The organism is Micromonospora sp. NPDC005205 (assembly GCF_040608275.1).
GTDB lineage: Bacteria > Actinomycetota > Actinomycetes > Mycobacteriales > Micromonosporaceae > Micromonospora.
In genome coordinates, this window is record NZ_JBEXHV010000009.1 from 137,118 (window position 1) to 161,548 (window position 24,431).

At 73.2% G+C, this 24,431-nt stretch carries 23 protein-coding genes; 12 read left to right on the forward strand and 11 right to left on the reverse strand.

Going from position 1 to position 24,431, the window contains the following annotated elements; all coding sequences use genetic code 11:
* Window positions 1-6: 6 nt before the first annotated feature.
* From ABZU43_RS18355 to ABZU43_RS18365, 3 genes are all read right to left on the reverse strand, one after another.
* Entirely contained in the window at window positions 7-1,569 is a 1,563-nt protein-coding gene (locus ABZU43_RS18355; RefSeq protein WP_355007687.1) for a DNA polymerase Y family protein, read from the reverse strand.
* A complete protein-coding gene (locus ABZU43_RS18360; protein WP_355007688.1) occupies window positions 1,566-2,291 on the reverse strand; it encodes a hypothetical protein in 726 nt (241 codons plus the stop codon). Before ABZU43_RS18360 ends, ABZU43_RS18355 begins: the two co-directional genes overlap by 4 nt.
* A 102-nt stretch (window positions 2,292-2,393) precedes the next feature.
* Window positions 2,394-2,843 (reverse strand): SAV_6107 family HEPN domain-containing protein, encoded by a 450-nt coding sequence (locus tag ABZU43_RS18365; protein ID WP_007463070.1) that lies wholly within the window; start codon window positions 2,841-2,843, stop codon window positions 2,394-2,396.
* 446 nt (window positions 2,844-3,289) lie between these two features.
* Here ABZU43_RS18365 and ABZU43_RS18370 point away from each other — a divergent pair, with 446 nt between their 5' ends.
* The 6 genes from ABZU43_RS18370 to crtI all read left to right on the forward strand — a co-directional run bounded on the left by ABZU43_RS18370 (window position 3,290) and on the right by crtI (window position 8,739).
* A complete protein-coding gene (locus tag ABZU43_RS18370; RefSeq protein ID WP_355007689.1) occupies window positions 3,290-3,778 on the forward strand; it encodes a YbaK/EbsC family protein in 489 nt (162 codons plus the stop codon).
* Between the two features lie 194 nt (window positions 3,779-3,972).
* Complete coding sequence (locus ABZU43_RS18375; RefSeq protein ID WP_355007803.1) at window positions 3,973-4,692, forward strand: monooxygenase; 720 nt, start codon at window positions 3,973-3,975, stop codon at window positions 4,690-4,692.
* A complete protein-coding gene (locus ABZU43_RS18380) occupies window positions 4,689-5,240 on the forward strand; it encodes a GNAT family N-acetyltransferase (RefSeq protein WP_355007690.1) in 552 nt (183 codons plus the stop codon). The genes ABZU43_RS18375 and ABZU43_RS18380 overlap by 4 nt, the downstream gene beginning before the upstream one ends.
* Window positions 5,237-6,115: a carotenoid biosynthesis protein gene (locus tag ABZU43_RS18385; RefSeq protein WP_355007691.1), complete on the forward strand. Its 879-nt coding sequence runs from the start codon at window positions 5,237-5,239 to the stop codon at window positions 6,113-6,115. Before ABZU43_RS18380 ends, ABZU43_RS18385 begins: the two co-directional genes overlap by 4 nt.
* Complete coding sequence (locus ABZU43_RS18390) at window positions 6,112-7,239, forward strand: glycosyltransferase family 2 protein (RefSeq protein WP_355007692.1); 1,128 nt, start codon at window positions 6,112-6,114, stop codon at window positions 7,237-7,239. Before ABZU43_RS18385 ends, ABZU43_RS18390 begins: the two co-directional genes overlap by 4 nt.
* Before the next feature lie 12 nt (window positions 7,240-7,251).
* Window positions 7,252-8,739 (forward strand): phytoene desaturase family protein, encoded by a 1,488-nt coding sequence (gene crtI, locus ABZU43_RS18395; RefSeq protein ID WP_355007693.1) that lies wholly within the window; start codon window positions 7,252-7,254, stop codon window positions 8,737-8,739.
* A gap of 63 nt (window positions 8,740-8,802) precedes the next feature.
* On the opposite strand, the gene ABZU43_RS18400 is transcribed toward crtI, so the two are convergent.
* Window positions 8,803-9,492, reverse strand: a complete 690-nt coding sequence (locus ABZU43_RS18400; protein WP_112582773.1) for a CDP-alcohol phosphatidyltransferase family protein — start codon at window positions 9,490-9,492, stop codon at window positions 8,803-8,805.
* Window positions 9,493-9,536: 44 nt separating this feature from the next.
* Entirely contained in the window at window positions 9,537-10,454 is a 918-nt protein-coding gene (metF, locus tag ABZU43_RS18405) for a methylenetetrahydrofolate reductase [NAD(P)H] (protein WP_091407621.1), read from the reverse strand.
* Between the two features lie 416 nt (window positions 10,455-10,870).
* Here metF and ABZU43_RS18410 point away from each other — a divergent pair, with 416 nt between their 5' ends.
* Window positions 10,871-11,269 carry a helix-turn-helix domain-containing protein gene (locus ABZU43_RS18410; protein ID WP_355007694.1) on the forward strand — a complete coding sequence of 133 codons (399 nt, stop codon included), beginning with the start codon at window positions 10,871-10,873 and terminating at the stop codon, window positions 11,267-11,269.
* A gap of 9 nt (window positions 11,270-11,278) precedes the next feature.
* A complete protein-coding gene (locus ABZU43_RS18415; RefSeq protein ID WP_355007695.1) occupies window positions 11,279-12,361 on the forward strand; it encodes a polyprenyl synthetase family protein in 1,083 nt (360 codons plus the stop codon).
* Window positions 12,362-12,563: 202 nt separating this feature from the next.
* On the opposite strand, the gene ABZU43_RS18420 is transcribed toward ABZU43_RS18415, so the two are convergent.
* On the reverse strand, window positions 12,564-12,953 hold the full coding sequence (locus tag ABZU43_RS18420) for an Rv2175c family DNA-binding protein (RefSeq protein ID WP_091408069.1): 390 nt from the start codon (window positions 12,951-12,953) through the stop codon (window positions 12,564-12,566).
* A gap of 188 nt (window positions 12,954-13,141) precedes the next feature.
* Between ABZU43_RS18420 and pknB the strand changes: the two genes are divergently transcribed.
* A complete protein-coding gene (pknB, locus tag ABZU43_RS18425) occupies window positions 13,142-15,130 on the forward strand; it encodes a Stk1 family PASTA domain-containing Ser/Thr kinase (protein WP_355007696.1) in 1,989 nt (662 codons plus the stop codon).
* Entirely contained in the window at window positions 15,130-15,999 is an 870-nt protein-coding gene (locus tag ABZU43_RS18430) for a deoxyribonuclease IV (protein ID WP_355007697.1), read from the forward strand. The genes pknB and ABZU43_RS18430 overlap by 1 nt, the downstream gene beginning before the upstream one ends.
* Before the next feature lie 179 nt (window positions 16,000-16,178).
* On the opposite strand, the gene ABZU43_RS18435 is transcribed toward ABZU43_RS18430, so the two are convergent.
* The 4 genes from ABZU43_RS18435 to ABZU43_RS18450 form a co-directional block, all read right to left on the reverse strand.
* Window positions 16,179-17,213 (reverse strand): GntG family PLP-dependent aldolase, encoded by a 1,035-nt coding sequence (locus ABZU43_RS18435; RefSeq protein ID WP_355007698.1) that lies wholly within the window; start codon window positions 17,211-17,213, stop codon window positions 16,179-16,181.
* Between the two features lie 94 nt (window positions 17,214-17,307).
* Complete coding sequence (locus tag ABZU43_RS18440) at window positions 17,308-18,714, reverse strand: class II 3-deoxy-7-phosphoheptulonate synthase (protein ID WP_091407607.1); 1,407 nt, start codon at window positions 18,712-18,714, stop codon at window positions 17,308-17,310.
* An 87-nt stretch (window positions 18,715-18,801) separates the two neighbouring features.
* Entirely contained in the window at window positions 18,802-19,314 is a 513-nt protein-coding gene (locus ABZU43_RS18445; protein WP_355007699.1) for a hypothetical protein, read from the reverse strand.
* Between the two features lie 183 nt (window positions 19,315-19,497).
* A complete protein-coding gene (locus tag ABZU43_RS18450; protein WP_355007700.1) occupies window positions 19,498-21,123 on the reverse strand; it encodes a glycosyl hydrolase family 18 protein in 1,626 nt (541 codons plus the stop codon).
* Window positions 21,124-21,290: 167 nt separating this feature from the next.
* Between ABZU43_RS18450 and ABZU43_RS18455 the strand changes: the two genes are divergently transcribed.
* Both ABZU43_RS18455 and ABZU43_RS18460 read left to right on the forward strand, forming a co-directional pair.
* Window positions 21,291-21,782, forward strand: a complete 492-nt coding sequence (locus ABZU43_RS18455) for a glutathione peroxidase (protein ID WP_355007701.1) — start codon at window positions 21,291-21,293, stop codon at window positions 21,780-21,782.
* A gap of 228 nt (window positions 21,783-22,010) precedes the next feature.
* On the forward strand, window positions 22,011-22,685 hold the full coding sequence (locus tag ABZU43_RS18460) for an NADPH-dependent F420 reductase (protein ID WP_355007702.1): 675 nt from the start codon (window positions 22,011-22,013) through the stop codon (window positions 22,683-22,685).
* A 32-nt stretch (window positions 22,686-22,717) separates the two neighbouring features.
* On the opposite strand, the gene ABZU43_RS18465 is transcribed toward ABZU43_RS18460, so the two are convergent.
* A complete protein-coding gene (locus ABZU43_RS18465; RefSeq protein ID WP_355007703.1) occupies window positions 22,718-24,319 on the reverse strand; it encodes a glycosyltransferase 87 family protein in 1,602 nt (533 codons plus the stop codon).
* Window positions 24,320-24,431 lie beyond the last annotated feature (112 nt).

Below are 24,431 nucleotides of genomic sequence, written 5' to 3' on the forward strand. Positions count from 1 at the left end.
CCTGACTTAGTCATAGATCGCCTCCACCAACCACTGCCCCGACTCCACGGCCAGCAGCAGGGCAGCACCGTCGGCCAGGCTGACCTGGAACCGAGCCCGGCGGCGGGCCTCGGCCGGCGCCCACCAGCGCTCGTCCACCGGCCACGGCCCGGCCCAACCCACGATCTCCGCTGGCTGACCGGTGCCGACCACCAGTCGGGCGGGCGCGGCGCTCACCGCCAACCGCGCGCTGATCACCACCGGCTCGCCAGCGGCGTCGTGCACGGTCGCGGCGAGCGGACTGGGCAGCACCACGGCGGGCGCGGGCGGCGGCAGCCGGCCCGGCCACGGCGGAGCTTCGGGCCGGGCCGAGAGGCGTTCGTCGCCCCACGGCACCAGTCGCACCTGGTCGGCCGGGGAGCGCCCACCACCGAGCACCGCGGTGACCACCGCCTCCGGGCCGAGGATGCCCTGCACCCGGCTCAACGCCCGGTGCGCGCGTTCCCGCTCCTCGCCGGTCTCCCCCCAGAGGCCGGCCTGCAGACCGGCCTGGGCGATCACCCCGTCCGGGATCAGTCGCAGCCGGATGATGCCGGCCGTCGGCCGGGCCGGTCGGGCACCGGCGCGGCCGTTGCTGCCGGAGAGCCACCCGTCGAGCTGCCAACGCACCCGATCGGCGATGGCCGCGGCGGTGAGCAGGCCATCGTGCCGCCACACCCGGTGCAGCTCCTGCCCGTGCTCGGTGACCGCCTCGATGCCGAGCCGGGTGCAGGCCAGACCGTGCCCGGCCAGCCGTTCGTGCAGCTGCTCGGCCAGCGCCCGAGCCACGAACGCCGCCGCGTCGACCCGGTCGATCGGGTCGTCGTGCTCCGCGGTCACCGTCAGGTCGGCCGGCGGCTGCCGGACGGCGAGTGGGCGGTGGTCCCGCCCGGCTGCCAGCCGGTGAGCCAGCGCACCGTCGAACCCGAACCGGGCCAGCACGTCTCCGGACGGCAGGGCGGCGAAGTCGCCGAGGGTGCGTACTCCCAGCCGGCGCAGCAGGTCGGCGAGCGCCGACCGCCCGAGCGCCTCGACCGGCAACCCGGCCAGGAACTCCGGTGTCCCACCCGGCGCCACCACCCGGCCGGCGCGAGCGGCCAACCCGGCCGCGAACACCCCGTCGGCGATGCCGACCTGGCTCTCCACCAGGCACGACTGCGCCACATGCTCGATGATCCGCTCAGCGGCCGCCTCCTCGCCGCCGAGGTAACGGCCCGGCCCCCGGGCGGCCACCGCGCAGGCGCCCGGACGGACCACCTCGACGCCGGCGACCAACTCCTCCACCGCGGCGACCACCGGTTCGAACGCCCGGGCGTCCCGGCCCGGGTCGTACTCCACGACGGTGAGCTGCGGACAGCGCCCCTGTGCTTCCCGCTTGCGCAGCCCTCGACGCACCCCTTCGGCACGGGCCCGCTCGGAGCAGGCGACCACCCGGTTGGCGTGCAGCACGGCGACCGGGCCGGTCGCCGGCACCCCGTCGACGATCTCGGCGGCGAGCACCGGCCAGTCCGGGCACCACAGCAGCAGCGTGCGCGCCGGCGCGCCGGTCACCCCTGACCGACCAGCGCGAGTGGCGCGGCCGATCGGCCCACGGGCGACGGCAGCGTACGAGGGATCACCCGGGTCAACTCGTCACCCGGGAGCCAGACCTTGATCTCCTTGGGCCGGGCAGCCGCCCCGCGCCCGCGCGCCGAGACGGTGATCTCCCGGCGGCGCAACCGCCCTCGGCCCAGCCCGAGACCCTCCCAGACTCCCCGGACCACCTGCAGCGTCACGTCCGCGCCGTCCCACCGGCCGTACGGGACGAGCACGCTGCCGCGCTGCCGGGCCCGGGCGGCCAACCGGGTGGCGACCGAGGCGGAGACCGAGGCCGGCACGGTGGTGACCACGACGTCCACCCCGTCGATCAGCGCGGCGACCACGGTGGCCCACTCGGGGCCGGGGTTCGGTACCAGGGCCAGCCGGTCCAGGGCGATGCCCAGCTCAGCCGCCGCGCCCGCGCCGAACGTCGGCACCCCGACCACGGCGCACCACGAGCCGGCCCGGGACGCCTCGGCGAGCAGGGCCAGCATCAGCGAGGTGCCACCGCTGCGGCGGGGCTGGCCGGCGGCGACCGCGATGGTGCTGCCCCGGCGCAGGCCCCGGTTGGGCAACAGACCGGTCAGCTCGGGCACCACCGGCAGCACCCGGTGGCCACCGACCGGGTCGGGCGCGCTCGCCGGGCGCACCAGATCGGCCAGCGCGGCGGAACCAGCCACCATGCGGCCCGCCATTGGACCAACTCCCCCGTCGTTGCTGTGGATCAGATCAGGACCGGCACGCCGTGCCACCGGCCGCCCGGCTCCCCTCGCGGGGCGGCTGGTGGCACGGCGGGATCAGGCGGCGAGGCCGTCCAGGGCCGGTTGGTGGGCCACGCCGAGCGCGGTTTCCACCACCGTGACGAACTGTTCGGCAGCGCGGAGCAGATCGTCGGCCTCCCGGGCGCTGACCACCCGGGGGATGCCGGCCTCGGCGGCGGCGCGCTTGCTGGCCCCCGCGGCGAAGAACCGGGACCACTCGTCGAGCTCCGGAGCGACGGCGCAGAGGAGGACCCAGACACTGGTGATCCGGTTGCGTCGACTCGGCGCGGGGCGGGCCCGGGCGGCGAGCAGAGCTGCCGCCGCGCGCAGGGCGGCCAGGTGGGCAGCCGCGTAGCGCAGACCGTCAGGTCGGGTCTGGCCGGCCTCGACCAGCCCACGGCGGGCCAACGTGAGGAGTTGGGCGGGGGTGCGGTGCGGCAGCACGTGCGCCGGCACCGTCGGTGCCTGAGCCGGGTTGGTCGGCATGGATGTCTCTCCTCCACGTGGCCGAGACGTCACTGCGGCGGCTGATGCCACCGACGAGACGCCGAGGTCGGGGTGGTGCGGAGGAAGACGCACCGGATGTGGCCGGCCGGGTGTGGATGCTTCCCCACACCACACCCGGCCGGCGGACCGGCGGGTGCGTCGCCCGCCGCCCGGGGGTCGTGGGCGGCGAGCGACGCTCCTGCCTAATTGGGACCAGGCTCGCGACTGCCCGGAAACCCAGGTGCGGCCCGCGGAGCCGCACCGCCCGGAGGTGGCGCCGCGAAACGCCGCGCTCCGGCTGGTTGGAACGGGCGTTCGAGGCAATCGAACACTCGTTCTAACTGCTGCTGACAGTACACCTCCCCTCCGACGAAAATGCAACGTGTGACGCGCCGAGCGTGCCGGCCGACTGAACCGGCCACCAACGCACCGGGAAGAATGGCGGGATGCAGCCACACCCGAACGTACGGGCGGTGCAGGACGCGCTCACCGCCGCCGGCACCCTCGACGGCGCCGGTGAGCCCAGCGTGGTCCGTCTGCTGCCCGACGCGGTGCACACCGCCGCGGCGGCCGCCGAGGCGCTCGACGTCGAGGTCGGCCAGATCGCCAACTCACTGATCTTCGACGCGGACGACACGCCGTTGCTCGTCCTCACCTCCGGCGCACACCGGGTCGACACCGCCGGCCTGGCGGCATCGATCGGCGTCACCCGACTGCGTCGGGCCACCCCGGAGTTCGTCCGGGCCCACACCGGGCAGCCGATCGGCGGGGTCGCCCCACTCGGGCACCCGCACCCGCTGCGCACCCTGGTGGACACGGCGCTGGCGGCGTACCCGGAGATATGGGCCGCGGGCGGCGTACCCCAGGCGGTCTTCCCGACCACCTACCCCGAACTGTTGCGGGTCACCGCCGGCACCCCCGCCGAGGTGGCGTGAGCGAGCGGAGCGAGCGAACCAGCAGGCACAGCAGCGACACGTTCGCACCGCCGCGAAGCGGTGGCGCAAACGAGCGGAGCGAGCGAACCAGCAGGCACAGCAGCGACACGTTCGCACCGCCGCGAAGCGGTGGCGCAAACGAGCGGAGCGAGCGGACCAGCAGGCACAGCGGCGACGTCAGCGCGGTTCCGGAGCTGGTCACGCTGCACGTGTGGCGGACCTCCCCTGGCGCGCTGCCCCGGGCGCTGACCCGGATGGCGGTGGACCCCCGCCGGTTGCGGGCCCTCCCCGGCGTTCGTTTCGGCAAGCTGCTGGGCACCGGAACCGGCACCGACTTCGGGCCCCGGGACGCCGATCTGACCCGGTGGGCGGCGCTGACCGTCTGGGACTCCCCCGCCGCGGCGGCCGGCTTCGACGACTCTCCGGTCGGGCGGGCCTGGGCGCGCATCGCCCACGCCCAGGCACGAATCGACCTACGCCCGTTGACCAGCCGGGGCGAGTGGTCCGGCCAGCGGCCGTTCGGCGACCCGTCGGGCGGGCGGGTCACCGGCCCGGTGCTGGCACTGACCCGGGCCCGGCTGCGGGCCCGGCGGGCGGCCACCTTCTGGCGGGCGATCCCGCCGGTGGCCGCCGCTCTGCGAGACGCGCCCGGGCTGCTGGCCCGGTTCGGGGTCGGAGAGGCCCCGTTGGGTTGGCAGGGCACGGTGAGCGTGTGGCGCGACCCGACGGACCTGGTGGCGTTCGCGTACCGTCACCCGGAGCACCGGGCGGCGATCATGCGAACCCCCACCGCGGGCTGGTACGCCGAGGAACTGTTCGCCCGGTTCGAGGTGCGCGACGTGGTCGGCGACCGGTCGGTGCTCGGATGGGTCGTCGACGGCGGCCCGGAAACGGTGAAGGGTGGACGGGCATGAGGTTGGTGCGCTGGACGCCGGACGATCTCGTCCGGCGGCTGGACGACGTGGTGGCCGTCTACGGCGAGGCGATGGGATACCGCACCGACCTGCTGGAGGCCCGGCGCGGTTACATCGCCACCCACGTCCGCCGACCGGGTTTCCGGGCGGTCGCCAGCCTGACCAGTGAGGGTCACCTCGCCGGCTTCGGCTACGGCTACCTGGGCGCCTCCGGTCAGTGGTGGCACGACCAGGTGCACCGCGCGCTGAACGCCCCGACCCGCACCCGCTGGCTCACCCACTGCTTCGAGGTGGTCGAGCTGCACGTCCGGCCACCGGCGCAGGGGCACGGTCTGGGCACCGGTCAGCTGCGCGCGCTGCTCGGCATGGCGGAGGGCGACACCGTGCTGCTGTCCACCCCGGAGGCCGACGAGCAGACCTCGCGGGCCTGGCGGTTGTACCGACGGTTCGGCTTCGTCGACGTGCTGCGCGACTTCCACTTCCCCGGCGACGAGCGACCGTTCGGCGTACTCGGTCGGGATCTGCCGCTCGAGCCACCGGCGTCATGACCCGACGGATCTCCTGGACGCTGCTCGCCGTTCTGGTCCTCGCCCAGATCTGCTACCCGCTCACCACCGGCGCCACCCGGGCCGGGCTCACAGTGGCTACCGTCGTCCTCGGTTGGCTGCTCTCGGTCGGCCACGCGCTGCTCAGCCGGGGCCCACGGGTGGCGGCGGCGCTGGTCGCGGTGGCCACCGGCGGCGGGTTCGCGATCGAGGCGATCGGGGTGGCCACCGGCGTGCCGTTCGGCAGCTACGACTACTCCGGAGAGCTGGGTCCCAAGCTGGCCGGCGTGCCGCTGATCATTCCGCTGGCCTGGACCTGGATGGCCTGGCCGGCCTGGCTGGCAGCGGTCCGACTGACCGGCGGCAGGACCGTGACAGCCGGCGGCAGCGGGCCGACAGCCGGCGGCAGCGGGCCGACGGTGGGTCGATGGGTGGGACGGATCGCGCTGGCCACCGTGGGGCTGGCCGCCTGGGACCTCTTCCTCGACCCGCAGATGGTGGCCGAGGGCTACTGGGTCTGGCGCGACGCCACCCCGGCCCTGCCCGGCCTGGCCGGCATCCCGGTCAGCAACTACCTGGGCTGGCTGCTCTTCGCGGTGCTGATGATGAGCGCGCTGCGCCCGCTGGCCGGGCCGGCCGCCGAACACACCGATCGGCGGGACCACCCGATGCTCGCGCTCTACCTGTGGACGTACTTCTCCAGCATCCTGGCCCACGCCGTCTTCCTCGACCTGCCCGCCTCGGCGCTCTGGGGCGCCGCCGGCATGGCGGTGACCGCCGTACCCCTGGCGGTGACCCTCCTGCGTACCCGCCGGGGCGGTGACCCCGGTCGGGAGGCCCACCAGCCGCACCGCCCCGGCGTCGACGCGACCCGATGACCGTCCTGCTCGCCCTGCTCATCGCCGTCGCCGCGTTGACCGGGCACACCTGGCTCAACGCCACCCGGTGGCTGCGCCGACCCACCGACCGGCCCGACGACGTCGACGAGCCGGTCACCGTGCTGCTGCCGCTGCGCGACGAGGCCACCCGGGTCACGCCCTGCCTGCGCGCCCTGCTGGCCCAGCGCGGCGTACCCGGACTGCGCGTCGTGGTCCTCGACGACGGGTCCACCGACGGCACCGCCGACGTGGTCCGCGCGGTGGTCGGCGACGACCCCCGGGTCACGCTGCTCACCGGGGTCGCCCCACCACCGGGCTGGCTGGGCAAGCCGCACGCCTGCTGGCAGCTGGCCACCCGGGCCGACCCGGACGCCACCGCGCTGGTCTTCGTCGACGCCGACGTGGTGCTCGCCCCGCACGCCGTGGCCGCTGCCGTCACCGAGTTGCGCGCCGCCCGGGCGACGCTGCTGTCGCCGTACCCCCGGATCGTGGTGGCGACGGCCGGCGACCGGTTGGTGCAGCCGCTGCTGCAGTGGCTCTGGCTGACCTTCCTGCCGCTGCGCGCGATGGAGCGCTCGTCGCGACCGTCGCTGGCCGCGGCGGGCGGGCAGTTCCTGGTGGTGGACCGGCGCGGTTACAACGCCGCCAGCGGGCACGCCGCGGTCGCCGACAAGATCCTGGAGGACGTCGAGCTGGCCCGGGCGGTCAAGCGGGCCGGTGGGCGGATCGCCCTGGCCGACGGCTCCCGGCTGGCCACCTGCCGGATGTACGACGACTGGCCGCAACTGCGCGACGGGTACTCGAAGTCGCTCTGGGCGTCGTTCGGGCACCCGGGCGCGGCGGCAGCCGTGGTGGCGGCGCTGCTGCTGCTCTACACCGCCCCACCGCTGATCGCGCTGACGGGTGCGGCGGCCGGCGCACCGATGGTGGCAGCCGTGGGCCTGGCCGCGTACGTGCTCGGGGTGGCCGGACGGGTGCTCACCGCCCGCGCGACAGGTGGCCGGTGGTGGCCCGACGCGCTCGCACACCCCGTGTCGGTCGTGGTCCTCGGTTGGCTGACCCTGCGGTCGTACCATCTGCGAAAGCGACGCCGCCTGACCTGGCGGGGCCGCCCGGTCAGCTAGGGAGGACGCGGCATGGCGCGGATCGTGGTCGTGGGCGCCGGGGTGGGTGGCCTCGCCACCGCTGCCCGGCTGGCCGCCACCGGGCACCAGGTGACCGTCTTCGAGCGGGCCGACACGGTCGGCGGCAAGCTCGGCCGGTACACGCACGACACCCCGGCCGGGTCGTTCCACTTCGACACCGGGCCGAGCCTGCTCACCCTGCCCGAGGTCTTCCACGACCTGTTCGAGGCGACCGGGGCGAAGCTCGACGAATACCTGGACCTGGTTCCGCTGGACCCGATCGTCCGGCACGTCTTTCCCGATGGTGGTCCGACCCTGGACTCGTGCGCCGACCCGGAGGAGTTCACCGCCCGGATCGGGGCCGCGTTCGGTGACCGGGCGGCGGCCGACTGGCAGCGGCTGTGGCGCCGGGCGGAGCGGGTGTGGAACGCCTCCTCACGGGACATCCTGCGCCGTACCGTCGACTCTCCCCGCGACCTCGCGTCGCTGGCCTGGCGCGTCGGCGACCTGGCCGCCATCGCCCCGGGCCGCAGTCTGCGCGGCCTCGGCCGCCGGCACCTGTCCGATCCGCGGCTGCGGATGATGCTGGACCGGTACGCCACCTACACCGGCGCCGACCCACGTCGGGCACCGGCGGCGCTGGTCGCGGTCCCGTACGCCGAGCTGGCCTTCGGCGGCTGGTACCTGCGCGGTGGTCTGGGCACGCTCGCCGACGCGCTGCTGACCCGCTGCCTGGACCTCGGCGTGGTCGTGCAGACCGACGCCACCGTCACCCGGATCGACGCCACCGGCGGCCGGGTGCACGGGGTACGCCTCGCCGGCGTCACCACCCCGGTACCCGCCGACGTGGTGGTGGCCAACGTGGACGCGCTCACCGTCTACCGTGACCTGCTGCCGCACCCGCGTCGGCTGGCCACGCTGGCCGACCGCAGCCTCGCCGGCTTCGTACTGCTGCTCGGCGTCTCCGGCAGCACCGGGCTGGCCCACCACAACGTCTTCTTCCCGGACGACTACGACGCCGAGTTCGACGCGGTCTTCGGTGACCCCGGGCGCGGTGTACGGGCCCGACCGGCGGCCGACCCGGCGGTGTTCGTCACAGTGGCCGACGACCCGATGGTCCGCCCAGCCGGACACGAGGCGTGGTTCGTGCTGGTCAACGCCGCCCGACAGGGCACCGCGGCGGGCGCTGTCGACTGGCGACGCCCGGGGCTGGCCGACGCGTACGCCGACCGGCTCCTGGACGTGCTGGCGCGGCGCGGCGTGGACGTCCGCGACCGGCTGCTGTTCCGCGAGATCCGCACCCCGGCCGACCTGGACGTGGCGACCGGCGCACCGGGTGGCTCGATCTACGGCACCGCCGGTGGGCTGCTGCGCCCGGCGAACCGGGGCCCGGTTGACGGGCTGTGGCTGGTGGGTGGCTCCACCCACCCGGGCGGTGGGTTGCCGATGGTGACCCTCTCCGCGCAGATCGTCGCCGACGAGATCGGCCCCGCCTGGTAGGCCCGGCGTCAAGCCGGGCTGGCCGGCTGCTCAGTCGGCGTCGAGCCGGGCTGGCCCGGCCGCTCAGTCGGCGTCGAGCAGGGCGCGACGGATGCTGGAGAGCAGTTGCCCCAGGCCGAAACCGGCCAGCAGCACCCAGACCGCGGTCGCCATGGTGATGGTGCCAGCGGCCAGGTCCGGCTCGATCAGCCCGGCCAGCCCGGCGACCAGCAAGCCGGCCAGCGCCACCGAGACCCGGGTGGGGCGTTCGCCCACCGTCACCGCGCCGATCTCCCGCATGCCGGCGGCGACCGCCCGCGCCCGGACGTACTCGTGCAACCAGGACAGCGCGCCGCCCGCGACCACCAGCCCACCTGGCGCGCCCACCAGCCAGAAGGCCAGCAGCCACGCCACCTCACCGAGCCGGTCGGCGACCGAGTCGTAGACGTAGCCGAGCCGGGTGGTGCGGCCGGTGGCGACCGCCACCGCACCGTCCACGCTGTCCGCCACGGCGGCGAGCAGCACGAACAGCGCGCCGAGGAACGGCCCGTCCCCCGGCCGGCCCACCAGCAACGGTACGCAGAAGCAGAGCAGCACCCCGGCCACGGTGACCGCGGTGGGGCTGACCCGCAGTCGACCCAGCACGTATCCGACGTGGTACGCGAATCGCAGCCAGGCGCGCACCACCGGCGCGGCGACCCGAGGGTCGAACCCGCCGTGCAACCGCGCCCACGCCGTGGCGTACTGATCCCAGTTCAGCTGTGTGCCCACCACGGATCAACCGTCGTGCCGGGCAACAGGTGTCGCAAGCGCAGCGTTCACACGCGGGCGCCGGCCTTCAGGTTCTGCCAGACCTCGCGGGTCGCGGTGGACCGGTTGAGGGTGATGAAGTGGATTCCCGGCACGCCCTCGTCCAGCAGTCGGCGGCACATCTCGCTGGCCTGCTCGATGCCGAGCCGACGGACGGCGTCCGGGTCGTCGGCGACGCGTTCGAAGCGGGCCGCCAACGCCGGCGGGAACGGCGCACCGGACAGCTGCACGGACCGCTCGATGGTGCTGAACTGGGTCACCGGCATCACACCGGCCAGGATCGGGGTGTCACAGCCAGCAGCGGCCACCCGGTCACGTAGCCGCAGGTAGTCGTCGGCGTCGAAGAACATCTGGGTGACCGCGAACTCCGCGCCGGCCCGACACTTGCGGACGAACTGGGCGGTGTCGCTGGCCACGTCGGGCGAGCGGGGGTGCTTGTACGGGAAGGCCGCCACGCCGACGCTGAAGTCGCCGGCGTCGCGCACCAGCCGGACCAGGTCCTCGGCGTAGTCCACGCCCTCGGGGTGGCGGATCCACTCACCGCCCGGGTTGCCCGGGGGGTCACCACGAACGGCCAGCACGTTGCGCACCCCCACCCCGGCGAGCCGGCCGACCACGTGCCGCAGCTCGGCGACGGAGTGGTTGACAGCGGTCAGGTGGGCCATCGGCAGCAGTGTCGTTTCGGTGGCGATCCGCTCGGTCACCGCCACTGTGGTGTCCCGGGTCGAGCCGCCGGCGCCGTACGTGATCGACACGAACGACGGGCGCAGGGACTCCAGCTCGCGGATGGCCTGCCAGAGCAGCTGCTCCCCCGCCTCGGTCTTGGGCGGGAAGAACTCGAACGAGAAGGTCGGTTGGCGCTCACGGATGAGCTCCCCGATCGCCGGCTGCGGATTGGGGAGTGTCGAGGGAAGACCGAGCGCCACGACCCGACTCTAGCGGTCGATGGCACCAGGACCCAGGCCCTTCCCACCCAGCGGCGGTGCCACCCGGCCCGGCGGGCGGCGTCGTCCGGCCCGGTGGGCAGCGTCGTCCGGCCCGGCGGGCGGCGTCGTCCGGCCCGGGGAGCGGCGTCGTCCGGCCCGGGGAGCGGCGTCGTCTGGTCTGCCGGGAGCCGGTGAGCGGTGTCGCCGAGTCCGCCGTGAGCCGGCGGATGGTGTCGCACCGCGCGCCCCGACCTGACGGCGGAAAGGCGTCGTACCTCCGAGGTAGAAAGGGACGGTGCGGGAGGGGCGGCGGGGGTGGCCAGGTCTCGCGCGGGGGTCAGCAACCGAGCGGTGACGCCGGTCCGTCCGGTCAGACGGGTGGGTCGTCACCGCACCGACGCCCGCCAGGAGGACCCATGATCCCGCTCGCATCGCCGCGTCCCGCGCAGCTCGGGCCGCTGCTGGCCCGGTGCCGACTGGCCCGTGGCTGGAGCCAGCAGCGAGCCGCCGCCGAGTTGTGTGCCGCCGCCGGGGTGCCGACGTTGAGCCGGCACGAGGTTTCCCGGTGGGAACGACAGCGGCGCGTGCCGGGCGGGTTCTGGCTCGGCTGGCTCGCCGCCGTCCTGGACGTGCCGCTGGTGGTGCTCGCGGAGGCCGCCGCGGCCACCCGTCGGGCCGGCTCGACGCGGGCCACCGGACCGGGCCGCACCGCGGCGGCCGGCGCGCGTCCGGCCGGGCGGACGGGTCCCGGCCGCACCGGCCGCACCGGCGGGACTACGCGTGGCGGTGGAGCACGAGCACGGACGACCGGCTAGCGTCGGGGCGTGACCCACGCTGCTCCCGTGTCCCCCGTCGACCGCGCCGGCCTGCGGCAGCGGGTCGACAAGGCTCTCGCCGAGTTCCTGGCCGGCCAACGGGTCCGGCTCGCCGCCGTGGACGACGCGCTGAGTCCGGTGGCCGAGGCGATCGAGGCGTTCGTGCTCGGCGGCGGCAAGCGACTGCGTCCGGCATTCGCCTACTGGGGGTTCCGGGGGGCCGGCGGGCTGGACGGCGACCAGGTGCTGACCGCCCTGGCCGCGCTGGAGTTCGTCCAGGCCAGCGCCCTGATCCACGACGACCTGATGGACCGTTCCGACACCCGACGCGGCGAGCCCGCGGTACACCGACGGTTCGCCACCCGGCACCGGGAGGCCGGCTGGGGCGGTAACCCGGACGGTTTCGGCGACGCCGCGGCCATCCTGCTCGGTGACCTGTGTCTGGTCTGGTCCGACGAACTGCTGCACTCCGCCGGCCTGGACCTGTGGTCGTTGGCCCGGGCCCGGCCGGTCTTCGACGAGATGCGCACCGAGGTCACCGTCGGGCAGTACCTCGACGTGCTGACGCAGGTCACCGGGGACACCTCGGTGGAGCGGGCCAGCAAGGTCGCCCGGTACAAGTCCGCGAAGTACACGGTCGAGCGTCCGATGCTGCTCGGCGCCGCGCTGGCCGACGCGCCGGAGGACGTGCGGACGGCCTACTCGGCGTACGGGCTGCCGCTGGGCGAGGCGTTCCAGCTCCGCGACGACGTGCTGGGGGTCTTCGGCGACCCGGCGTTGACCGGCAAGCCGGCCGGGGACGATCTGCGCGAGGGCAAGCGCACCTACCTGGTGGCGGCGGCGGTGGAGGCCACCGACGACGCGGGCCGCGAGCTGCTGCTCGGCCACCTCGGCGACCCGGACCTGGACGAGCACGGGGTGGCCCGGCTCCGCGAGGTGATCTCGGGGAGCGGAGCGCTGGCCCGTACCGAACAGCGGATCGCCACACTCACCGACGCCGCCCTGGCCGCCCTGACCGCCGTCGACCTCGACACCGAGGCCCGCCAAGCCCTGGTCGACCTGGCCATAGCCGCAACCCGCCGAGCCGACTAACCCCACCAGCCCCCCGCCCCGCCGGGCTGCCCCGCCCCCCGCCCCGCCGGGCTGCCCCGCCGGGCTGCCCCGCCCCCCGCCCAGCCGGGTTGATCATGAGGTTGGCGACCTTCGCCTCGGCGTGTCGCGCCGCCAACCCCATGATCAACGCCGGAAGGCGCGAGGCGCGGAAGCGCGGTGGGGGTGGGGGTGGGGGTGGGGGTTAGAAGCCTTGGGCTTGGGCTCGGCGTTTCACCTCGCGGGCCTGGTCGCCGGAGAGGGCGGCGGCCGGGGTGGCGCCGGGGAGGGTGTCGTCCGGCTCGTAGAGCCAGCGCAGGACGGCCTCGTCGTCGTAGCCGTTGTCGGCGAGCAGGTTGAGCACGCCGGGCAGGTGCTTGAGCACGGTCTGGTTGGCAACCAGGTCCGCTGGGATCCGGCGGACGCCGTCGCGGCGGACCGCCAACAGCTCCCGGTCACGGATCATCTGGTGCACCTTGCTGATCGACACGTCGAGGCGTTCGGCGACGTCGGGCAGGGTCAACCAGTCGGCCGGGTCGGTGGGGCCGGCGAGCTCCAGGCCGGGCGCGGCCTGGTCGGGTACGGGTTCGGTCACCCGACCACCCTGCCACGCCGCCGCCGCGACGAGCCACCGGCACCCCGGGCGGCCCCTCCGCGTCCTCTTTCCTGATCGCCGCTGACCAGCGAACAAGGGGCCGAGAACGCGGCGGGACGGACCGGTTCGGCGTACGGCTGTAGCATCCTGTTCATCCTTCACCCTCTGGACACATAGACTGCCTGCCGATGGACACTCAGGTCGCCGACACGTTGCTGGGCTCGCTGATCGACGGGCGCTACCGCATTCGCGGTCGCGTGGCCCGTGGTGGCATGGCGACCGTGTACACCGCCACCGACGAACGCCTAGAGCGCACCGTCGCTGTCAAGATCATTCACCCGACCCAGGCGAGCGAGGCACGGGCTCGGATCGCCAACTTCGTGGCCCGGTTCACCGACGAGGCGAAGACCATCGCCCGGCTGACCCACCCGAACGTGGTGGCGGTCTACGACCAGGGCACGCACGCCGGCCTCCCCTACCTGGTGATGGAGTACGTCCGTGGCCGCACGCTGCGTGACGTGCTGGCCGAGCGACGCCGGCTCAACCCGGACGAGGCGCTGGCCATCGCCGAGCAGATGCTCGCCGCGATCGCCGCCGCGCACCGGGCCGGTCTCGTGCACCGCGACGTCAAGCCGGAGAACGTGCTGGTCGCGGAGGCGCCTACCGGTGGCGTCGCCAACCTGGTCGACAGCGTCGTGAAGGTGGCCGACTTCGGGCTGGCCCGGGCGGTCGAGGCGAGCGCCGACGAGGAGCAGGGCAACCAGCTGATGGCCACCGTGGCGTACGTCGCCCCGGAGCTGGTCACCGAGGGCCGCGCCGATCCGCGCACCGACGTCTACTCGGCCGGCATCGTGCTCTTCGAGATGCTCACCGGTCGGGTGCCGTACGACGGGGACCGCCCGGTGGACGTCGCCTGGCAGCACGTCGACCGGGACGTGCCGGCGCCCTCGACGTTGGTGCCGGGCCTGCCGTCGGCCCTCGACGACCTGGTGCAGCGGGCCACCCGCCGCGACCCGGGAGCACGGCCCGCTGACGCCGGCGCGCTGTTGACCGAGGTGCAGGTGGCCCGGGATCGTCTGGGCGACGCCAACAGCCACACCGCAGTGCTCAGCCCGGTCAGTGACGCACCGTCGCTCTCCCAGCCAACCATGATGGTCGCGACGCTCCAGCCGCCCAACCGCCCGTCGTGGGCACGCCTGCCCGAGGGCGCCAGCAGCCAGGGGCCGGGGCGGCGTCGGGCCGCCCCGGAGCCGACGGACGGCCTGGGCGCCCGGCTCGCCACGCTGCGCAGCACGCTGCTGAGCAGCCCCCGTGGCCGGCTGGCCGTCGCGGCCGTGGTCGTGACGCTGGGCCTGGTGGCCGCGCTCGGGGGTTGGTGGTTCGGCGTCGGCCGCTACACGGACGCTCCGCAGCTGGTGAGCCTGAGCAAGGCCGACGCGCAGGCGCGGGCCGACCGCGCCGGGCTTCTCGTCACGTACGCTGAGCCGCGCTTCGACGAGAAGGCCCCGAAGGACAGCGTGCTGGAGCAGAGCCCGGCCTCCGCCGCCGAGATCCTCAAGGGTGGCACGATCACCCTGACCCTCTCCCTCGGTCCGGAGCGTTTCCCCGTACCGGACGTGATCGGCAAGGAGTTCGAGCTCGCCGAGGCGGACCTGGTCAACGTGAAGCTGGTGGTGGCCAAGGGCACCCCCCGCTACGACGACAGCCTGCCGGCCGGGGTCGTGGTGGACAGCTCCCCCAAGGTCGGCACCGAGGTCAAACCCGGTGCGAAGGTCACCCTCATTCTGAGCCGGGGCAGGGCGCCGGTGACGGTGCCGAACCTGGTCGGCAAGAGCCTGACCGACGCCCGGACGACCCTGGCCCAGCTCAACCTGGTGCTGAAGGAGACCTACAAGGAATCCGACAAGCCGAGGGACGAGATCCTCGGCCAGAGCCCGGCCGATGGCGCCGGTGTGGAGAAGGGCACCGAGGTCAAGCTGGACGTCAGCAAGGGGCCACCGCTGGTCGCCATGCCGCGGGTGATCGACCTGCCGTGCCAGCAGGCCAAGCAGGCGTTGGAGGGCCAGGGCTTCCCGGTGACGATGGCGATCAACCCGAACGCCGTGGTCCGGATCCAGATCCCGGGCGAGAATTCGCAGGTGGCGCCCGGCACCCCGGTCACCCTGACGTGCTTCTGATGCCGACGATCTCCGCGCGGCCGGTAGGCACGCACACTCCGACCTCGGGTGGGCTGGCGAAGGCTGCCCTGCCGTACGCCGACGCGACCGGCGCGCAGGTGGTGCAGGTCTACGTCTCCAACTCGCGAGGCTGGGCACTGCCAGGCGGCGACCCGGTGCAGGACGCGCTGTTCCGCGACGGTTGCGCCGAGCGGGGCATTCCCGCGTTCATCCACGCCGCTCTGCTGGTCAACCTCGGCTCGCCCACCACGGCCACTGTCGAGAAGTCGGGCCAGACGCTGGCGCACGCGCTTCGTCGGGGCGTGGCGATCGGCGCGCGCGGGGTGGTGTTCCACGCGGGCAGTTCGGTAGACGAGGGGCACGCCGAGGCGGCGATGGGACAGGTCCGCGAGGTGCTGCTGCCGCTGCTCGACTGGGCTGCCGACGCCGGCGGGCCGATGTTGCTGGTCGAGCCGAGCGCCGGCGGTGGCCGCTCACTGGCCTCCCGGGTGGAGCAGCTCGGGCCCTACCTGGACGCGGTGGACGGGCACCCCATGCTCGGGGTCTGCTTCGACACCTGCCACGCCTGGGCGGCCGGCCACGACCTGGCGGCCGAGGGCGGCATGACGGCGACCCTGGACACCCTGGTGGCCACTGTCGGCGCGGACCGGCTGCGGCTGATTCACGCCAACGACTCGAAGGATCTGTGCGGCTCCACCCGGGATCGGCACGAGAACATCGGCAAGGGCAGCATCGGCGAGCCCGCCTTCGCCGAGCTGATGGCGCACCCGGCGACCGCTGGCGTCCCGATCGTCGTGGAAACCCCGAGCGAGAAGCACGTGGGCCACGCCGCCGACATCGCCACCCTCACCCGCCTGTCCCACCCCTGACCCACCCCGCTCCGCCCCCAGCGCCTCCCTCCCCCTCCCCCGGCGCCCCACCCGCCCGGTGATCATGAGGTTATTGCCATGACACGCCGATCCGAGTGGCAACAACTTCATGATCACCGGGGTGGGAGGGGCCGGGTGAGGGGCCCGCAGGGCCGGGGTGGGTGGGGTGGGGTGGGGTTTTAGGCTGCGGCGAGGATGCGGGGTAGGGCTGCCAGGGCGCGGTCGATGTCCGCGTCGCTGAGGCCCAGGTGGGTGACCAGGCGGGCGGTACGAGGGCCGAGCACGGAGATCAGTACGCCCTCGGCCCGCGCCGCGGCGGCCAGGGCCCGGGCGTCCAGGGTGTGCTTGGTGAGGTCCAGCGCGACCAGGTTGGTACGGACAGTGGTGGCCAGCACACCGAACGGCGCGACCGCCTCGGCGAGCCGGGCCGCCTTCGCGTGGTCGTCGGCCAACCGGTCGATGTGCTGCGCGAGCGCGTAGCGACCGGCGGCGGCGAGGATGCCGGCCTGGCGCATGCCACCGCCCATCCGCTTACGGATCAGCCGGCCACGTTCGATCTTGTCCGCGCTGCCCACCAGCAGCGAACCGACCGGCGCGCCGAGGCCCTTGGACAGGCACACCGACAGCGTGTCGAAGAGCCGGCCGTACTCGATCAGTGGCACCCGGTCGGCGACGTGCGCGTGCCAGATCCGGGCACCGTCACAGTGCAGCGCGACGCCCGCCTCGTCAGCCACCCCGCGCAGATCCCGCAGGGTCGCCAGCGGAATCACCCCGCCGCCGCCGCGATTGTGGGTCTGCTCGACGGCGATCGCGCGGGTGGGGACGGCGAAGTAACCGTCCGGCCGGATCATCCCGGCCACCACCTCCGGGTCGATGTCCGCGCCCACCGAGGGCCAGGTCCGCGAGGAGATCCCGCCGTACGCGGCCGCGGCGCCGATCTCGTACGTGACCACGTGCGCGTCGGCGTCACAGAGCAACTCGTCGCCGGGCGAGACCAGCAGTTGCAGGGCGATCTGGTTCGCCATCGAGCCACTCGGGGCGAACAGCGCTGCCTCGTGACCGAACAACGCGGCGACCTCGGCCTCCAGCGCGTTGACGCTCGGGTCCTCGCCGTAGACGTCGTCACCGACCTCAGCGGCGGCCATCGCCTCCCGCATCCCGGCGGTGGGTCGGGTCACCGTGTCGGACCGCAGGTCCACGAACAGATCAGGCACTGTCATCCCTTTCAACTGCCGACTGCCGGCTCGCAAGCTCACTTCTCGCGTCAGCCATGGTCATCCTCCGACTGCCGACTGCGGGCCCGCAAGCTCAGCCACGCAGCATTTCCGCTACGAGGAAGGCCAACTCCAACGACTGCTGGGTGTTCAGTCGGGGGTCGCAGGCGGTTTCGTACCGGTCGGGCAGGTCGAGATCCTCGATCCCCTGGGCGCCGCCGAGGCACTCGGTGACGTCCTCGCCGGTCAACTCGACGTGCAGGCCGCCGGGGTGGGTGTCCAGCCCACGGTGCACCTCGAAGTAGCCGAGCACCTCGTCGACGATGCGGTCGAAGTGCCGGGTCTTGTAGCCGTTGGACGACTCGTGCGTGTTGCCGTGCATCGGGTCGCACTGCCAGACCACCTTGGCCCCGGCGGCGGTGACCTTGGCGACGATCGGCGGCAGCGCGTCGCGTACCCGGTGGTTGCCCATCCGACTGATCAGGGTGAGCCGACCGGGGATGTTGTCCGGGTTGAGCTTCTCGCACAACTCGATCGCCTCGTCCGGGGAGGTGGTCGGGCCGAGCTTGACCCCGATCGGGTTGGCGATCCGGGAGATGAAGTCGATGTGCGCCCCGCTGATCTGCCGGGTGCGCTCGCCGATCCACAGGAAGTGCCCGGAGAGCCCGTACGCCCGACGGTCGGAGACCCGGGTGAGCGCCCGGTCGTACTCCAGGGCCAGGGCCTCGTGGGAGCAGTAGAGCGTGACGGTGCGCAGCGCCTCGTCGTCGGTCATGCCGCAGGCCCGGATGAAGGCCAGCGCCCGGTCGATCTCCCGGGCGATCGCCTCGTAACGCTCCCCCGCCGGGGAGTTCTTCACGAAGCCCTTGTTCCAGTCGTGCACGGCGTGCAGGTCGGCGAGCCCGCCGGCGAGGTACGCCCGGAGCATGTTCATCGCCGCCGCCGAGTTCGCGTACGCGCGGATCATGCGCTGCGGGTCGGCGACCCGGGCGGCCGGGTCGGCCTCCAGCGAGTTGATCATGTCGCCGCGGTACGCGGGCAGGCCGCGGGCGTCGGTCGGCAGCGAGCGGGGCTTCGTGTACTGCCCGGCGACCCGGGCGACCTTGACCACCGGCAGCGACGCGCCGTAGGTGAGCACGATCGCCATCTGGAGCAGGGTGCGGGCGTTGGCCAGCAGGTGGCTCTCGGTGTTGTCCACGAACGTCTCGGCGCAGTCACCACCCTGCAGCAGGAACGCCTTGCCCTCGCAGACCAGGGCGAGCTTCTGCCGGAGCTGGTCCACCTCGTAGGGCGCGACGACCGACGGCACTGTGTCGAGGACCTTGCAGACCGCGGCCACGGCGGCCGGGTCGGACCACGGCGGGACCTGCTCGCGGGGCAGTTCCCGCCATCGGTCCAGACCGAGCGCGGCGTCCTCGGCGGAATCGATCGTCGGTCGGCTGGTCTGCAGGCCCGGGCTGCCCACCGCGGGATGGCTCAGCTGATGCCACTCATGGCGCATGACAGAAAGCGTACGGCGACGGTCGGGGTGGCCGGGCGGCGAGGGGGACGGTTCCGGCAGATGGGAGATCAATCTGCCGGGCGCTGGTCAGGACGCGGGCGAGGGGACCACACCGGTCGGCGTCGGGCTGGCGACCGTAGTTGCGTCCGGCGCCTCCCCGGCGATGCACCAGTCGCTGCCGTCGCGGGTGACGGTGAAGACCAACGGCCGGACGACTGTGCGCTTGCCGACCGCGACCGAGACCGAGACGCGGACCTCCTGCCCGAGCGGACCGGACCGGATGTCCGTGATGGCCGCCTCCGGCACCTGGAAGTGGTCGGCGAAGTCACCGTTGGGGCCGGTGGCGCCACGGTCGAAGCCGTCGTGCAGCAGAGCGCAGAGCTGGCTGCGGCCGGCGGCGGCGTCCTTGGCCGTCATCGCGTCGAGGTACGCCTGCACGCGCTCACGGGAGCGGGTGGCGGCCTCCTCGGCGGGGGCCCGGGCCGGCTTGGGGGCCGACTTCTCCTCGTCCTTGTCGCCGATCCCGCAGCCGACCAGGGCAACCGGCAGCAGGATCAGCCCGGCGGCGGTCGCCGCCAGCCTGCTGTGTGTCGGTCGCATGATCACCTCCGTCGGCGGTGAGATCGAGACGTGCCGAGCCGCGAGTCTGCCACATCCGGCTGTACGAGCCCAAGGGCGGCGGCCCGGTCGACGCGCTGGGCGTCGGCCGGGCCGCTGTGTCACGGGCGGGAAGGGACGGTGCGGGTCCCTTCCCGCCGTGTGGGTGGTGCGTCGGCCCTCGGCTCAGCCGAGACCGCCCTTGATGGCGCCGATGAGTTCGCCGTTGCTCGTGTCACCGGAGAGCTCCCAGAAGAACGCGCCACCGAGGCCCTGGTTGTTCGCGTACGTCATCTTGCCGTTGATGGTCGACGGGGTGTCGTAGCTCCACCAGTTGCTGCCGCACTTGGCGTACGCGGTGCCGGCGATCGTGCCGGTGGCCGGGCAGGTGTTCTTCAGGACCTTGTAGTCCTCGATGCCGGCCTCGTAGGTGCCCGGTGCCGCGCCGGTGGCGCTGCCACCCGGAGCGGCCTGGGTGACACCGGTCCAGCCCCGACCGTAGAAGCCGATGCCGAGCAGCAGCTTGTTGGCCGGGACGCCCTTGCTCTTGAGCTTCTGGATCGCCGCGTCGGAGTTGAAGCCCTGCTGCGGGATGCCGGTGTACGAGGTGAGCGGCGAGTGCGGTGCCGTCGGACCCTGGGCCGCGAAGGCGCCGAAGTAGTCGTAGGTCATCGGCATCAGCCAGTTGAGGTTGCCGATGGCGCCGGCGTAGTCGGTGGCGTCGATCTTGCCGCCGTTGCTGCCGTCCGCGGTGATGGCGGCGGTGACAAGGGCGCTGGACCCGAACTTCGACCGCAGCGCGCCGATCACGTTCTTGAACGCGTTCGGGCCGCTGGTGTCACAGGTCAGACCGCAGGCGTTGGGGTACTCCCAGTCGACGTCGATGCCGTCGAAGACGTCCGCCCAGCGCGGGTCCTCGACCAGGTTGTAGCAGCTCTCGGCGAACGCGGCCGGGTTCTGCGCGGCCTGGGTGAAGCCGCCGGACCAGGTCCAGCCACCGAACGACCAGATCACCTTGAGGTGCGGGTTCAACTGCTTGAGCTTGCGCAGCTGGTTGAAGCTGCCCCGTAGCGGCTGGTCCCACGTGTCGGCGACGCCGTCCACGCTATCCGCCGCGGTGTACGCCTTCTCGTAGTCGGCGTAGCTGTCGCCGATGGAGCAGCGACCACCGGTGGTGTTGCCGAAGGCGTACAGGATGTGGGTCAGCTTGGCGGCGGAGCCGCTGGTCTGGATGTTCTTGACGTGGTAGTTGCGCCCGTAGACGCCCCACTCGGCGAAGTAGCCGACGACCTTCTTGCCGCCGGTGTTCGGCGGCGGAGTGGTCGGCGGTGGCGTGGTGGGCGGAGGGGTGGTGGGCGGCGTCGTCGTCGGTGGGGTGGTGGTCGGGGGCGTGGTGGTCGGCGGGGGCGTTCCGCCGCCGCACGCGGCACCGTTGATGGTGCAGTTCAGCGGCGCCTTGAAGGCGCCGGTGCCGTTGTAACCCCAGCTGAACGAGGCGCCGGGCGCGATGCCTCCGGCCCAGCTCTTCTTGACCGCGACGTAGTGGTTGCCGCTGCTGGTGACGTCGGCGTCCCACGCGCTGCTGATGGTGGTGCCCGACGGCAGGTCGAACTCGATGCGCCAGGTGGTGACAGTGGCGCTGGAGCCGTTGGTGACTGTCACCCTCGTCTCGTGACCGGTCCCCCAGTCCTGCGCCTTGGTGAAGGAGGTGGTGACCGTGCCGGCGCCGAACGCGGTGGTCACCGGCACCGCTGCGACGGTCACGGCGACCACGGCACCGGCCCAGAGGGCCCGGCGGAGCGATCTTTTCATGCGGCGTCTCCCGAACTGTTAGGAAACTTTCCAAAAGAGATGGTGAGACGGTACTCACGCCGTCATCAGTTCGTCAAGATGCGCATGTTTCGATTTCTCCTGGTGCACGGAGTGCGTACGCTGCGCCCACCCCGGGTCGACGCGCGGCCGACGCGTAACCTCGGCCCATGACCGTCTTCGACATCCCGATCGACGCCCTCAACGGCGGCCCCGCCGACCTGGCCCGCCACCGCGGCAAGGCGATGCTGGTCGTCAACGTGGCCTCCCGCTGCGGCCTCACCCCGCAGTACGCCGGCCTCCAGACGCTCGCCGACTCCTACGCCGACCGGGGCCTCGTGGTACTCGGCGTGCCGTGCAACCAGTTCGCCGGGCAGGAGCCGGGCAGCGCCGCCGAGATCAGCGACTTCTGCCAGGTCAACTACGGGGTCACCTTCCCGCTGACCGAGAAGGTCGACGTCAACGGCCCGGACCGGCACCCGCTCTACGCCGCGCTCGTGAACACCCCGGACGCCGACGGGCACACCGGCGACGTGCGCTGGAACTTCGAGAAGTTCCTGGTGGCCCCGGACGGCTCGGTCGCCGCCCGGTTCGCCCCCACTGTCGCGCCCGACGCCGACGACCTGCGCGCAGCCATCGAGAAGACCCTCCCCACCCCCTGAGCCGGGCCTCCAGACTCCGGTCCGCACCGGAGAGTGGCAGGTCCTCGGAGAGCCGGTTCGCGGTCGGCGTGAGCGGTACGTTGGGCGGGCAGGCCCGCAGCGCGACCAAGCATCCGCCGGGCCTGCGACGATCGCGAGCAGTCTGCGCAGCTACCGACAGCGGGTGGCCAGAATAACCCACCAGTCTGGTCGGGAATGCGTCGTGGGTGGACGGAGTTGGGAACGAGCATGACAACTGTGGGACTGATCGGCAGTGGCAACATCGGCGGCACCGTGGCACGGCTGGCCGTCGACGCCGGCTACGACGTGGTGCTGAGCAACTCGCGGGGCCCGGAGACCCTCACCGACCTGGTGGAGACCCTGGGCGAGCACGCCAGCGCCGGCACCGCGCAGGACGCCGCGCAGGTGGGCGACCTGGTGGTCGTCAGCGTCCCGCTGAAGGCGTACCGGGCGGTGCCCGTCAAACCGCTGGCCGGCAAGGTCGTCATCGACACCAACAACTACTACCCGCAGCGCGATGGCACCTTCCCGGAGCTGGACTCCGGCGAGACCACCAGCAGCGAGTTGCTCCAGCGGCACCTGCCAGACTCCCGAGTGGTCAAGGTCTTCAACAACATCTACTTCAAGGGCCTGGCCGCGCTCTCCCGGCCGACCGGCGCGGCCGACCGCAGCGCCCTCGCGATCGCCGGTGACGACGCCGCCGCGAAGGCCGAAGTGACCGCCTTCCTGGACCAGATCGGCTACGACGCGGTGGACGTCGGCCCGCTGGCCGAGGGGTGGCGCTACCAGCCGGACTCCCCGGCGTACGGCACGCTCTACTCCGCGAGCCCGACCGACTGGGATCACCCGGCCCCGGGCGACGCCGCGAAGGTACGCGCCGCCGTGGCCGCCGCCACCCGCTGAGCACTGCCAGCCGCCGCCCCGCCCACGACCGCCTACCTGGGCGTCGCGCGGAGGGCGGCGGCGAGCTCGTCGTCGTAGCTGGCGATCGGCCGCCCATCCGCGGCGTACGCGACGAGGCGACCGTGAGCCATCGTCGCCGAACGGAACGAAAAGGTACGCGGCCCCGGGTACGCGGCGAGCAGCGGAATGGCCCGGGGCGCTCCACCCGGTGCTGAGTAGTACTCCAGGCGGGTCACCTGCGGGGAGACCACGCCGTTGACCCGCACCTTGGTCTTCTCGGCGCGGGTGCCGAAGGTGACCGGCACGTCGGTGGCGTAGGCGGCGCATTCGGCCGGACCACGGCAGACGAAAAAGTATCGCGGGTTGACGACGTCGTCGAGGTTGTACGCCTTGAAGGTGGGGTCGGCCCCGGCCGGCAGCGGCTGCACGGCGAAGAACGCGACAGCCACGGTTGCCGTGACGCCCACCCGCAGCCAGGCCCTGCCGGCGGCCGGTCGTCTGCTTGCGCGCTGGGCGGCGACGGCGACGCCGCCGAAGCCGACGAGGCACAGGACGCACACCCCGAGGGCACGGGCGTTCTCGAGAAGGAACTGCACCCCCGGCCGCGTCGAGATCGGGCTGAGCACCGCGCCCAACGAGACGACCACGGCGGCGAGCAGCGCCGCGCCGGCGACCCGCTGGGTGACGCCGGACGCGCCGATCAGCAGCATCGCGGCGAGCACCGGCCACACCTGGTGGTGGGTCCAGGACACCGGGGACGCGGCCACTGTGGCGCAGCCGACGAGCACCGCGGCGTGCCCGGGGCAGCCCTGCCGCGTCAGCTGCCGGGCCCGCAGCAGCGCCACCACGCAGATCAGTGCCACCATGGCGGCCCAGAGCAGAGGCAGCGCCGTCTCGTCGACGCCGACGCGCAGCAACATTCCGTGCAGGGACTGATTGCCCAACGAGGACAGATTGCCGATGCGGGAGGTCTGTCGCACGGTCTCGGTCCAGTAGGACCAGCTCTCCCGGGGCAGCACGATCGCGGCGAGCCCCGCGCAGGCCCCGAACGCGGCCACCGACCGGCCGGCGTCACGGTAGCGCCCGACGGCCAGGAAGTAGACCACGAACAGCAGCGGGGTGAGCTTGACAGCCGCGGCCACCCCGACCAGCGTCCCGCGCAGTCGGGGTGGGACGACGCGCAGCCCGTCGAGCAGGGCCATCAACACGATGAAGATGCTGACCTGCCCGAAGCGTAGATTGCTCTGCACCGGCGCGGAGAGCATCAGCACCGTGGCCGCCAGCGCCACGACGAGCGGGCGTCGGGAACGTCGGGTGGTCAGCGCGACACCCACCGACCCGGCGATGGCGACGACCGCCGCGCACGTCGCCACCAGCCAGATCCCCTGGAGTACGCCCTCACTGAGGGCGGTGATCGGCCACAGCACGAGAGCGGCGAACGGCGGATAGGTGAACGGACCGCCGTTCGCCGCCACATACCCGTACAGCGGCTCGCCAGCCTGCAGGTCGGACAGCGCACCGTAGTAGATGTGCAGGTCGGAGAGGGGATGCGGACGGCGCAGAACGAGCACACAGGACACCAGCGCGACGACGACGAAGGCCGCCCACGCCAGCGCCACCCGGCGATCCCGCATCGCCCGAGAATAGGCGACCGCCGTGGTCCCGGTGAACCCGGAAACGGCCGGCGCGGGGCTTCGGACAGCCACACGTGAGCAGCCGCAAACGCCCCACTTCTGCCTCCGGAAG